This window comes from Pseudomonas sp. 4CAES_32.4, from assembly GCF_058136335.1.
Genome location: NZ_CM176882.1, coordinates 5,181,552 through 5,193,334 on the forward strand (window position 1 = coordinate 5,181,552; position 11,783 = coordinate 5,193,334).

The window sequence follows — 11,783 nt, forward strand, 5'->3', positions numbered from 1 at the left end:
GAAGGCAAAATCCGCTCCGTCCTAGGGGAGTAGTCTCCCACGAGCGCCAAGCTCGTCCGGCATACGTCAACATACTTGATCCTCAGATCATGGCGTATGCGACCCAAGCGTCCGCACCAGACGGATCGCAGGGTTTGACAAGACCTATGACACGCACACCTTACCCGGGGCGGGAAGGCTGTACGTGTCATAGCCGTGTCGACCCGCCCCTTAGGAAATCCTGATGCTGGACTCGTTACTCGTTCCCACCGCAATCGTTGCCTTGGCCGAAATCGGCGACAAGACGCAACTGCTCGCGCTGATTCTCGCCGCTCGCTTCCGCAAACCCTGGCCGATCATTGCCGGTATTGTCGCTGCGACCCTGGCCAACCACGCAGCAGCCGGTGCGGTAGGCGCCTGGTTCGGCAGTTTCTTCTCGAATGCGACGTTGCACTGGATCCTCGCCGCGAGCTTCACGGCAACAGCGCTGTGGACGCTGGTTCCGGACAAAATGGACGACGATGAAACCAGCACCGCGCGCAAGTTCGGGCCGTTCCTGACCACACTGATTGCGTTCTTCCTCGCCGAAATGGGCGACAAGACTCAGGTCGCCACGGTGATGCTGGCCGCGCAATACCCTGACTTGTGGCTGGTGATTATCGGGACGACGGCGGGCATGTTGATTGCCAACGTGCCAGTGGTGCTGGCCGGTAACTTTGCGGCGGACAAATTGCCGCTGACCCTGATCCGTCGCCTCGCGGCTTCGGCATTCATGATTCTGGCGATCGTTGCGGTGTACAAGGCGATGCAGAGCAGTGGCTGGATTTAAAGCAGCTTCAAGCTTCAAGCAACGAGCTGCAAGCCAAGCGAGTCTGCTTTGACTTGCAGCTTGCAGCTTGCTGCTTACTGCTTGCTGCTGTTGTACAACGGCATGACCTTCGGAATCGCTACCTGCAACGAAGCAATCCGGCTGGCGGATGCAGGGTGAGTGCTCATGAACTCCGGCGGCGAACCTTCCGAGGCCTTGCTCATCTTGTTCCACAACGTGATCGCCGCGTTCGGGTTGTACCCGGCGCGTGCGGCCAGCTCGAGACCGATCAGATCCGCTTCGTTTTCATTGGCGCGGCTGTTCGGCAGCGTCATCCCATAGTTGGCCACGGTATCGGCCAACGCCAGACTGTCCTGCCCCAGACCGAGCAACGCACCCGCGCCCTGCTTGGCCATTTCAATCCCGTAGGCCTTGGACATCGCTTCACGACCGTGCTCGCGCAAGGCGTGGGCGATTTCATGGCCCATGACCGCAGCGATTTCATCGTCGGTGAGTTTCAGGCTGTCGATCAGCCCGGTGTAGAAAATGATCTTGCCGCCAGGACCGCAGTTGGCGTTGAGCTCATCACTCTTGATCAGATTGACTTCCCACTGCCATTGCGCCGAATCCGGGCGGAAGTTCGGCGCCTGGGCGATCAGGCGGTTGGCAATCGCCTGTACCCGCTTGGCCTCAGGACTGGTCTTGTCCAGCACGCCTTTGCTGGAGGCTTCACCCACGGTCTTCTGATACGACTGGGCATACATCTGGTCGACCTCTTGCGAGGACAGCATGCTGAACATGTACTGCTTGCGCTCCACACCCACGGCACCGCCGCTGGTGGTATTGACCGACTGACAACCGGCCAGCAACAGCGCTGCGCTCAGTGCACTTACAACCAATGTCTTGTTCATTCAAAAGCTCCCTGAAAACCTGCCGCGTATCGTAGGCGGGTAATTGTATCGACACCAGATACAACGGACGCGTTGCAGCACTTTCAAACACTTCCTCCCCGACTGTCGTAAAAAATTCACGCCCTGCGCCTACCTCTCTGCCACTGCGTCGCGCACCGATCCATTTGCGACATGCGCTTCCAATTACACCCGATCCCATTCATGGCCCGATACCCCCTGCCGATACATCACCGCAGACGTCCTCTTGCGTGCGGAGCTCCCATGAAGTTCAAGTCGATCCAGTTTTCCGTCGCCGCCCTGGCCGGCGCCATCGTCCTCAGCGTGGTCGCCGCGCTGGTCCTGTACGCGCTGTTTTCCGGCGCACGTACGCAGGAGATGGTGCAACAGCGCACCCAGGCGCAGTTCGAGCAAGTCATCGAGCAGCGCCTGACTTCGCTGGCGCAGACCCAGGTCAGCCAGATCCAGCGCGAGCTCGAAGCGCCGCTGCTGATTGCCGGCGGACTGGTGCGGGTCAATGCCCTGCTGGGCACACCGGGCGCTGATGGCCAACCGCGCCTGAGCGTCAGCCGCGAACAGCTGATCAGCCTGATCAAAGAAAACGTCGAAAAAAACCCGAAGATTCTCGGCACCTACATCGGTTGGGAAAAGAACGCACTCGATCACAATGACGCAGCCTACGTCGGCACCAGTGTGGTCGGCATCGATTCGACCAACGGGCGATTCCTGCCGTGGTGGTTCCGCAATGACGACGGCACCCTCGGCCTCGACAAGCTGGTCGACGTCGACGATCAGAAAACCCTCTCCACCGGCGTGCGCGCCAGCGAGTACTACCTGTGCTCGAAGGAAACCAGAAAAGCCTGCGTGATCGATCCGGCGCCTTATAAAGTCGGCGACAAGATCGTCATGCTCGCCTCGTTCATTGAACCGATCATGCTCAACGGCACGTTCCAGGGCATTGTCGGCGCCGACCTGTCGGTGAATTTCATTCAGGAAATGCTCCTCGCCGCCAACCAGAAACTGTATGGCGGTGCCGGGCAAATGGCCCTGATCGGCGGCAACAGCCGAATCGTGGCCTACACCCAGGACCCGAGCAAATTCGGCGAGAAAGTCAGCGACATCCTCGACGCCGAGCAGATTGCCAACCTGGCCAATCTCAAGCGCGGCGAAGTGACTTACTCGGTGAACAAGGACAAGGGCCGCATCGAGTTGTACCTGCCGTTCGGCATCGGCCAGACCGACGCACGCTGGACATTGATGCTGCAACTGCCGCTCAACGCGGTGATGGCCGACCTGCAAAAACTCCAGGGCGATCTTGAGGCGCAGCGCAAATCCGACACCTTCGGCATGGCCATGGTCGGTCTGATCATCGCCGGCCTCGGCCTGCTGGTGATCTGGCTGGTCGGTCATGGCATCGCCCGTCCCTTGAAGCAGATGGTCGCCATGCTCAACGACATCGCTCAGGGCGAAGGTGACCTGACCCGACGCTTGACCAGCGACCGCAGCGATGAATTGGGTTCGATCGCCAAGGGCTTCAACACCTTCCTCGCCAAGCTGCAGGCGATGATCACGCAGGTGGTGACGTCGGTGCAGAGCGTCAGCGATTCCTCGGAACACACCGCCGACATCGCCATTCGCACCAACATCGGCATTCAGAAACAGATGGCCGAAATCGATCAAGTGGCCACGGCGGTGCAGGAAATGACCGCCACTGCACAAGACGTGGCGCGCAACGCGACCCAGGCTGCGCAAGCCGCCAGCCATGCCGATCAAGCGGCCAGTCAGGGCATGCAGATCGTCCGCGACACGTCCAATTCGATTGGCGTGCTGGCGCTGGAAATTGGCAAAGCGGTGAACGTGGTGCAGACCCTGGCCAAGGACAGCGAGAACATCAACGCCATTCTCACAGCGATTCGCGGAATTGCCGAGCAGACCAATCTGCTCGCGCTGAACGCCGCCATCGAAGCAGCGCGTGCCGGCGAGCAAGGTCGCGGCTTTGCTGTGGTGGCCGACGAAGTGCGCAATCTGGCGCAGAAAACCCAGAAGGCCACTGAAGAAATCCAGAGCATGATCCAGCAACTGCAACAAGGCACCCGCGATGTGGTGCGGGTCATGGAAGACAGCCAGAACCGCACCGACGAAAGCGTGCAACACGCGGCGAAAGCGGCGCAGGCGCTGGAGACCATTACGCAAGCAGTGTCGGTGATCAACGACATGAACACGCAGATCGCCAGTGCGGCGGAAGAGCAGAGCGCGGTGGCCGACGACATTAACCGCAATGTGATCAACATCGGGCAAGTGGCCAATGAAGTGGCGGGCGGCGCGGATGAGTCGAGTTCGGCGAGTGCCGATCTGACCAAGTTGGCGGAGCAGCAGCGGCGGTTGATCAATCAGTTCAAGGTTTAAGGGCAAGATCAAAAGATCGCAGCCTTCGGCAGCTCCTACATGGATATGTGCGTTTCCCTGTAGGAGCTGCCGAAGGCTGCGATCTTTTCGCTTTTCAAATTAACCCGGAGTCAGGCACTCCGGCCCGTTGAGCTTCGGATCATTGATCAGATTCGCCAACACCCGCTCGCGCAACGCCGCCGGTTCACTGGCCAGCAAGCCCTGCAACACATGCAGTGGCGTCGCGGGATCAAGCCACGCCGCCTGCCCAGCTTCATCCAGAATCAGCGGCCGGCGCTGACTCGACGCCGGTTGCGTGATCACCGCCGTACTCAGCCAGACCTGCTCCTGCACCGGATATGCCTCCCAGATCGCCGCGAAAAACAGCGAAGAGCCCTCCCCCGGCGTCAGCCAGTACGGGCGTTTGCGCTGGGTGCCGCGCCATTCGTAAAAACCGTTCGCCGGCAGCAGACAACGACGCAGGCGCAGCGCCTCGCGGAACATCGGCTGCTCGGCCACGGTTTCCGCCCGGGCATGCGCCGGAGTTTTCGACAAATCGGTCAGCCACGGCGGTGTCAGCCCCCAACGGGCGCGGGCCAACGTGCGCTCACCGGCTTCACCGGCACGCAGCATCAACACCGAATCATTGGGGGAAATGTTCCACTGCGCCTGCTGATCGGCGGGAAAACCTGGCAGGGCGGCAAACTCGCGGTTCCAGCGAAACAGGGCATAACGTCCACACATGGGGCAACACGACTCTCAAGTAAAACGAAACTCAGCCTAACAGACCAGCGTCCCGGGGAAGCTCTCCGGTTCATCGCCGGGCAGCGGCAGCGCGGCATTGTACGCGGTGATCAACTCGCGGGCGTATTCGGCCTGATCGTTATCCACCGACAGCCCCAGCAGACCGAAGATCGGCAGTTCACCCGTGCCACCGAGCAAATCACGGCCAATCAAGTGCGCCTCGATGCCTTCGCTGGCGAGCATGCCTTTGAGCATCTCACCTTCCATCAGGTTTTCCGGCTCATAGATTCGCTGCATACGGGGCCCTCACTCGTCTTCACTGAAGACTTCCAGAAACCAATCCTCTTCGTGTACCTGCAAGACAAACTTGATCGGCTTACAACACACCTGACAGTCTTCGATATAGGTCTGATCGCCGCCGGACAGGTCTACCGTCGTCTCGACCGTTTCACCACAATAAGGACAATCATACTCAGCGGTTTCCAGCATCGCGGTCTCCCAAGTGACTTGTGCGTATAATCGCCGGTCTATTTGCAGGGCTATTTTTGTCTGGCTACTTTTTCAGACCGTGCCCTGCGGGTTTTCGATCAAAACCTTTACTTACCCTAGCCGTTTCCAACAAGAGAGCATGATGGGCGAATTCGATGCCATCCGACCTTACGACGACAGCGAAGTACCTGTGGTACTGGCAAGACTGCTCGGCGACAAGGCGTTTCTAGATATCCTCACCCACTTCCGCTTCCCGCGTTTTGCCGGTGCCTTCGGCTGGATGCTCAAACCACTTATAGCCCATCGGCTGCGTCGTGAGTTCGCCGACGTGACATCGGTGGCGACGTTGCAGGACAAGGTCGAGTCCTACGTCGACCACACCATCGAGCGTGCCACCGACGGCGTGACCTACACCGGTGTCGAGCAATTCAAGTCCGGCAGCGCCTATCTGTTCATCGCCAACCACCGTGACATCGTGATGGACCCGGCCTTCGTCAACTACGCCGTGTACCACGCTGGCCTGCCGACGCCGCGCATTGCGATTGGCGACAACCTGCTGCAGAAGCCGTTTGTCAGCGACCTGATGCGTTTGAACAAGAGCTTCATCGTGCACCGTTCGATTACCGGTCGTCGCGAAAAAATGGCCGCGTATCAACTGTTGTCGGCCTACATCAACCATTCGATCCGCAACGATTGCGCGTCGATCTGGATTGCTCAGGCTGAAGGTCGGGCGAAGGATGGCGACGACCGCACCGAGTCGGCGATCCTCAAGATGTTTCACATGAGCCGCAAGGACGAGCCGTTCGGCGAAGTCATTCGCTCGCTGAACGTCACCCCGGTGTCGATCAGCTACGAATACGACCCCTGCGACCAGGCCAAGGCCCGCGAGCTGTACATCCGCGCCACCACTGGTACCTACGCGAAAGCGCCGGGCGAGGATGACGTGAGCATTGCCAAGGGCATCACCGGCTACAAGGGCCGCGTGCACGTGAACTTTGCCGCGCCGATCACCGAGCTGTTCGAAGACACCAAGCAATTGGCGGTCGAGATGGACAAGCAGATTCTCGGCGGTTACCGCTTGTTCCCGGTGCATTACCTGGCGTATGCACAGTGGGCCGATGCCGATCCGCAACTGACTGTGCCAAAGGCTGCCGAGGTGTTCCCGGCCGATGAATTGGCCAAGGCGCAGGAAGAGTGGCAGGAACGGCTGGATGCTTGCCCCGAGGAGCATCGTCCGTATCTGGTGCTGCAATATGCGACGCCAGTGCGTAATCAGTACCGCGTGAAAGCCGGGTTGCCGTTGTAAGCGGTTATCAGCAGACGCAAAAACGGCGCCCTCGGGCGCCGTTTTTATGCCAGACGCTTTAGAAGCGGGTGCTGATCCAGGAAACGATCAGGGCCAGAGCGAGGCAGGCAAAACCGAAACGATAGAAAAACCGGTTCATGCGCAGCGTCGCCCAATCCAGCAGCGGCTCGGCATTCGGTTGTGCCTGACGCTGGGCGGCAATGCTGGCCAGCGCGCGCTGCTCACGGCGGCGAGTCGCGTGCAGCAGCCAGCTGCCGGGAAACGCCAGAAGCAGCGCCAGCAGATTGATCAATTTGGCGGGATGGGCGGTAAACAGCGTCATCAAGTGCAGCGACATCACAGACCTCTATCTAAACCGGTATGGCAGGCGCCAGATCGACGACCGCGCGCGGATTCTACCCAAACCGTCCTTCTCTGCCCCAGCCTTTGCGACAAATTACATGACAATCGACCGATGGCTGTCCTGTGTCACGGCTTCGTCATGTGGATGCACCACCATGCGCGCCTCGAAACGCACATGGAACGCGACATGCTTCACGCTGAAAACCAGGATCGCCTGTACCTCATCACCCCTTACGACGAACAGCAAAGCCTCGTCGGCAGCCTTGCCTTCAATGTTCAGGATCGGCATTGGCTGGTGTATTGCGCGCTGGGCGGGCATCAACATGCCGATTTGCCCGAGACGGATTTGCTGACTGGGGTTAGCGTGCTCGACTTTTACTCGCAGGCTGCCTGAATGAAACTCCCCGTGTAGGAGCTGCCGAAGGCTGCGATCTTTTGATCTTGAAACCAACATCAAAAGATCGCAGCCTTTGGCAGCTCCTACAGGGAATCGATCTGCATGAAAAAGCCCGGGGCCATTACTGGCACCGGGCTTTTTTGCATCTGCCGAAAAGCTTACTCGGCGAGCACCTGACCCACAGTCGGATCCTTGAACAGACGCGTCAGCGCGTCGCTCAACACATCGCTCACCAGCTTGGTGTTGGTTTCCTGGTTCGGCGCCATGCCGAAACGCTGGTCCAGCGACGCGCCATAACGGCCGCTGTAACGGCGGTTGGCGTTCTGCACGTCAGAGCGGAAAGTCGCGCCGATGGTGGCTTCGGTTACGTACATGCCTTCTTTCGGCGACTGATACTTCAGCTCGGCCAACGTCACGGTCAGCTGTGGAGCATTCGGTGCGTTGTTGGTCGGGGTGAACCCGAGCAGACGCACGGCGGCTTCAGCCTGAGCCTGCAGCTTCGGCAGGATCTGCTCGCGCTGCACGGTGATGGCGCTGGTTTCCGGGTACAGACCGCCACGGGTGCCGAGGGTTGGCGACGGACGACCGTCAACCACACGCACGACAACTGGCTGGCCACGGCCGACCGCAGGCAACTGCGTGGTCAGCTTCGGCTCCGGATTCAGTTGTTGCGGGCTGTGGGCGCAGCCGGCCAAGGTCAAACCGGCCACAGTGATCAAACCGAACAACAGGCGTTGCAACATGCTCTTCTCTCCAGAATCAGGCACAAACAGGCCGGCAGTATAGCGGTGGGCCACTGCGGGTAACCAGCGCCCGGCAGCGAATACTGAAATGTCTGACAAACCCCGTCGAAAGCGGTTCCTGTCACAGATTGTTCACCTGCCATACACGTTCGCGTCACGGCGTGTTGCCAACCTTCACACAAGTCCTCCAGCAAGGTACTCAGCCATGCGTTATCTGATCTCGTTGTTCGCTCCACGCCCGCTGCATCGCAGCTTTGCCCTGCTCGACCGCAACGGCCATTGCCAGGCATTCAAGCAGTGCAGCCTGCAGCCAATGGGCGACGGTTGGGTGGAAATCGAAGAAATCCGCCTCAACTGGTTACACCAGCCATTGCCCGCCAGCGCCCGCGTCATAGCGTCGCAGCCCCGCGCACGAGTGCAGGCGATGTTGAGCATCTGACCGGATGCCTAATAAAAGTCATTAAACACGAGCAACACCGCGCATTTCTTCGATACAATCTCCCCCCGATTATAAGGACGTCTCCTGATCGGGCCCCGCAACAGCGTCAATGCGCATGCATCGACATCAAAAATCGCCCACAGAGAGCCGCCCACACAGATCGAGTGAAGTTGGCGCGCTTGCCTGTTCTTCCGGCAAAAACCCGCTTTTCGCGAATCTGCAGAGCTGTCATGACGCTCGGCCGCCGCGTTGTTTTTGCCCCTGCGGGCACGGTGCCAGGCTGTGACAGCCCTTTTTGAGGTTCACGTCTTCAAAAGAGCGTGAAAAAAACGGGTTTTCACAACTTCACAAGAGTGTGGCGAGCAAATGAAAAGTTTTGCGTCTGAACATGCACCATTAGCGTCTGAAACAGCCCAACGACACAGGACCGGGTATACCTCGAATATCGGAGCCTGAAGCCTGTCCGCTACGGATTTGGTTGCACAAAAACGGATGTCTCGACCATAAGTCGAATTGCCAGCAGCGTGCTGAAATGAGTTCATGGAGCTCTTGAAAGCCAAGCCGCATACATCCGTCGAAGTTGCGAAAAATTGCGAAGATTCGGACATGGCGAACCTGACCACGGATAGCCCGGACACTACTGACCTGTCCCGGAACGCCTGGCAGCCATGCCGACAATTTGGTGCTGCAGATTTGGGAGACGCGTTAAATGGCGCATAACGAAGCAGTCGATGTAGTTCTGGTTGGGGCCGGCATCATGAGTGCCACCCTGGCAGTACTGCTCAAAGAGCTCGACCCCGCGATCAAGCTGGAAGTCGTCGAGCTGATGGATTCCGGTGCCGCCGAGAGTTCCAACCCCTGGAACAACGCCGGTACCGGCCACGCGGGCCTGTGCGAACTGAATTACACCCCGCAGGCTGCCGATGGCACCGTCGACATCAAGAAAGCCGTGCACATCAACACCCAGTTCGAAGTGTCGAAGCAGTTCTGGTCGTACCTGACCAGGAAAGGCACCTTCGGCTCGTGCAAATCCTTCATCAGCCCGGTGCCGCACCTCAGCTTCGTGCAGGGTGACAGTGGCGTTTCCTTCCTCAAGGAACGTTTTGACGTCCTGCACAAGCATCACGCGTTCTCCGATATGGAGTACACCGAAGACAAAGCCAAGATGGCCGAGTGGATGCCGTTGATGATGCCGGGCCGCTCGCCGGACGAAGTCCTCGCCGCGACCCGCGTGATGAACGGCACCGACGTCAACTTTGGCGCCCTGACCAATCAGTTGCTCAAGCACCTGACCAGCGCTCCGGACACTCAAGTCAAATACTGCAAGCGCGTCACTGGCCTCAAGCGTAACGGCGCCGGCTGGACCGTCAGCATCAAGGACGTCAACAGCGGCAGCACCCGTGAAGTCGACGCCAAGTTCGTCTTCCTCGGCGCAGGTGGCGCGGCGTTGCCGTTGCTGCAGGCCTCGGGCATCGAAGAAAGCAAAGGCTTCGGCGGTTTCCCGATCAGCGGCCAGTGGCTGCGGTGCGACAACCCGGAAGTGGTCAAACAGCACCAGGCCAAGGTTTACAGCCAGGCTGCCGTAGGTTCGCCACCGATGTCGGTGCCGCATCTCGACACCCGCGTGGTCGACGGCAAGAAGTCCCTGCTGTTCGGGCCATACGCCGGTTTCACCACCAAGTTCCTCAAGCACGGCTCCTTCATGGACCTGCCGCTGTCGGTTCGCGCCGGCAACATCGGGCCGATGCTGGCGGTAGCGAAAAACAACATGGACCTGACCAAGTACCTGGTCAGCGAAGTGATGCAATCGATGGAACAGCGTCTGGATTCCCTGCGCCGTTTCTACCCTGAGGCGAAAGCCGAAGACTGGCGCCTGGAAGTGGCCGGCCAACGGGTGCAGATCATCAAGAAAGACCCGAAAAAGGGCGGCATCCTGCAGTTCGGCACCGAACTGGTGTCGGCCAAGGACGGTTCCCTCGCCGCGCTGCTCGGCGCTTCGCCAGGCGCTTCGGTGACCGTTTCGATCATGCTTGAGCTGATCGAGAAGTGCTTCCCGGCCAAGGCCAAAGGTGAGTGGGCTGGCAAACTGGCGGAAATCTTCCCGGCCCGTGAAAAGGTTCTGGAAACTGATGCTGCGCTGTATCGCAAGATCAACACGCAGAACAACATCGCGCTGGAGCTGGTTGAAGAAAGCAGCGAGACCCCAAGCTACGCTTGATCTCGCCGCATAAAAAACGCCCCTATCGGGGCGTTTTTTTTTGGCTTTGAAAAGCAAGAGATCGCAGCCTGCGGCAGCTCCTACTCGGTCATGTAGGAGCTGCCGCAGGCTGCGATCTTTTGATCTTGTCTTTTGATCTTAACCGCGGGACTTTTCGATCAGCTCGATGTATTCCGGGGCATTGCGCTGATCGGCGATCAGCTCGACGAAGGTCTTGCCCTGCTCGTCCTTGCCATCAACGTCGTAGCCAGCTTCAACGAAGAAGCCCAGAAAGCGTTCGAAGTCGTCGATGCGCAGGCCACGGTAAGCCTTGATCAGTTTGTGCAGCGACGGCGAAGTGGCGTCGACCGGCTCAAAATCGAGGAACAGCTTGATCTGCTCATCGCCGATCTCGTCACCAATCACTTGTTTCTTATCTTTACGCATTGCCGACTCCAGCTCGCAGACATTACACGGGGCCGGCAGTTTACCCCTGCCCGGCCGCCCGGCTCAACGCGATCGCACCGACCCGGTGTGCAAATCAGCCCAGATATGGCCATTGGCGTAACTGAGGAACTGCACATACACCGTGTCATTGCGCAGCAGATCAATGATCACGCGGTATTGGGCCTGTGGATAAAACAACGTCAAGGTCTTGCTCTTGTCGTCGTAGATCGGCTTTTTCAGGCTTTTGCTTTCGCCGTCGAAATTGACCAGCACTTGGGTGATGGTTGCACCCTTGTTCAAGGATTTTCCCTTGAGGCGGATCATCAGCGGTGAGGTGACCGGGATCGGTTGCTGGTTGGACTGGCGTTGCGCGCCGACCACCACGGAATAATCGGTGACCTGCAACAGTTGCTGCTGTTCGGGCTCGGCATCGCGGACGGTCAGATCGTCCGGCGGCAGGAACTGGCTGTGCATCGGCGCGGCGGACAGGGGCAGGCTGAGGGTCAGCAACAGGGCGGCAAAGCTGCGGATCAAGAGGCGCATGACAGGCTCCGGAAGGCGGGGCCGAGCACTCTAGCATGGGTATCACGGATGGATCA

The 11,783-nt window shown here is 59.2% G+C and carries 14 protein-coding genes, 1 pseudogene and 1 riboswitch; of the genes and pseudogenes, 7 read left to right on the forward strand and 8 right to left on the reverse strand.

Annotated elements, in window-relative coordinates; genetic code table 11:
• Window positions 1-11: 11 nt before the first annotated feature.
• A riboswitch (yybP-ykoY riboswitch) is annotated at window positions 12-136 on the forward strand.
• Window positions 137-223: 87 nt separating this feature from the next.
• The gene (locus AC3Y64_RS23245; protein WP_102901152.1) at window positions 224-808 is read left to right on the forward strand and encodes a TMEM165/GDT1 family protein; all 585 of its coding nucleotides are present in this window, start codon (window positions 224-226) and stop codon (window positions 806-808) included.
• Window positions 809-882: 74 nt separating this feature from the next.
• On the opposite strand, the gene AC3Y64_RS23250 is transcribed toward AC3Y64_RS23245, so the two are convergent.
• The gene (locus AC3Y64_RS23250; protein WP_489985382.1) at window positions 883-1,698 is read right to left on the reverse strand and encodes a M48 family metallopeptidase; all 816 of its coding nucleotides are present in this window, start codon (window positions 1,696-1,698) and stop codon (window positions 883-885) included.
• A 1,350-nt stretch (window positions 1,699-3,048) separates the two neighbouring features.
• Here AC3Y64_RS23250 and AC3Y64_RS23255 point away from each other — a divergent pair.
• Window positions 3,049-3,246: pseudogene (locus tag AC3Y64_RS23255) on the forward strand (HAMP domain-containing protein); the annotation flags it as partial.
• A gap of 111 nt (window positions 3,247-3,357) precedes the next feature.
• The gene (locus tag AC3Y64_RS23260) at window positions 3,358-4,101 is read left to right on the forward strand and encodes a methyl-accepting chemotaxis protein (RefSeq protein ID WP_489988025.1); all 744 of its coding nucleotides are present in this window, start codon (window positions 3,358-3,360) and stop codon (window positions 4,099-4,101) included.
• Between the two features lie 99 nt (window positions 4,102-4,200).
• Here AC3Y64_RS23260 and AC3Y64_RS23265 read toward each other — a convergent pair whose 3' ends face one another.
• From AC3Y64_RS23265 to AC3Y64_RS23275, 3 genes are read right to left on the reverse strand one after another with little or no spacing between them, the layout of a single operon-like run.
• Window positions 4,201-4,824 (reverse strand): SOS response-associated peptidase, encoded by a 624-nt coding sequence (locus tag AC3Y64_RS23265; protein ID WP_489985383.1) that lies wholly within the window; start codon window positions 4,822-4,824, stop codon window positions 4,201-4,203.
• A gap of 36 nt (window positions 4,825-4,860) precedes the next feature.
• On the reverse strand, window positions 4,861-5,121 hold the full coding sequence (locus AC3Y64_RS23270) for a putative signal transducing protein (protein WP_007912819.1): 261 nt from the start codon (window positions 5,119-5,121) through the stop codon (window positions 4,861-4,863).
• A gap of 9 nt (window positions 5,122-5,130) precedes the next feature.
• Window positions 5,131-5,313 (reverse strand): CPXCG motif-containing cysteine-rich protein, encoded by a 183-nt coding sequence (locus AC3Y64_RS23275; protein ID WP_489985384.1) that lies wholly within the window; start codon window positions 5,311-5,313, stop codon window positions 5,131-5,133.
• A gap of 142 nt (window positions 5,314-5,455) precedes the next feature.
• On the opposite strand from AC3Y64_RS23275, the gene AC3Y64_RS23280 reads away from it, so the two are divergent.
• The gene (locus tag AC3Y64_RS23280) at window positions 5,456-6,619 is read left to right on the forward strand and encodes a 1-acyl-sn-glycerol-3-phosphate acyltransferase (RefSeq protein WP_489985385.1); all 1,164 of its coding nucleotides are present in this window, start codon (window positions 5,456-5,458) and stop codon (window positions 6,617-6,619) included.
• Between the two features lie 58 nt (window positions 6,620-6,677).
• Here the strand turns inward: AC3Y64_RS23280 and AC3Y64_RS23285 are convergent, their stop codons facing one another.
• Window positions 6,678-6,956, reverse strand: coding sequence for a hypothetical protein (locus AC3Y64_RS23285; RefSeq protein WP_158955589.1), 279 nt, complete (start codon window positions 6,954-6,956; stop codon window positions 6,678-6,680).
• 192 nt (window positions 6,957-7,148) lie between these two features.
• On the opposite strand from AC3Y64_RS23285, the gene AC3Y64_RS23290 reads away from it, so the two are divergent.
• Window positions 7,149-7,355 carry a hypothetical protein gene (locus AC3Y64_RS23290; RefSeq protein WP_008083982.1) on the forward strand — a complete coding sequence of 69 codons (207 nt, stop codon included), beginning with the start codon at window positions 7,149-7,151 and terminating at the stop codon, window positions 7,353-7,355.
• A 161-nt stretch (window positions 7,356-7,516) separates the two neighbouring features.
• Here AC3Y64_RS23290 and AC3Y64_RS23295 read toward each other — a convergent pair whose 3' ends face one another.
• Window positions 7,517-8,101, reverse strand: a complete 585-nt coding sequence (locus tag AC3Y64_RS23295; protein ID WP_008086137.1) for a YajG family lipoprotein — start codon at window positions 8,099-8,101, stop codon at window positions 7,517-7,519.
• A gap of 205 nt (window positions 8,102-8,306) precedes the next feature.
• Between AC3Y64_RS23295 and AC3Y64_RS23300 the strand changes: the two genes are divergently transcribed.
• Together AC3Y64_RS23300 and mqo are read left to right on the forward strand one after the other, a co-directional pair.
• On the forward strand, window positions 8,307-8,540 hold the full coding sequence (locus AC3Y64_RS23300; protein WP_007912834.1) for a hypothetical protein: 234 nt from the start codon (window positions 8,307-8,309) through the stop codon (window positions 8,538-8,540).
• Window positions 8,541-9,249: 709 nt separating this feature from the next.
• Window positions 9,250-10,758, forward strand: coding sequence for a malate dehydrogenase (quinone) (gene mqo, locus AC3Y64_RS23305; protein ID WP_489985386.1), 1,509 nt, complete (start codon window positions 9,250-9,252; stop codon window positions 10,756-10,758).
• A gap of 138 nt (window positions 10,759-10,896) precedes the next feature.
• Here mqo and AC3Y64_RS23310 read toward each other — a convergent pair whose 3' ends face one another.
• Entirely contained in the window at window positions 10,897-11,184 is a 288-nt protein-coding gene (locus AC3Y64_RS23310; protein WP_141127554.1) for a PA4642 family protein, read from the reverse strand.
• A gap of 63 nt (window positions 11,185-11,247) precedes the next feature.
• On the reverse strand, window positions 11,248-11,727 hold the full coding sequence (locus AC3Y64_RS23315) for a hypothetical protein (protein ID WP_489985387.1): 480 nt from the start codon (window positions 11,725-11,727) through the stop codon (window positions 11,248-11,250).
• Window positions 11,728-11,783: the final 56 nt, after the last annotated feature.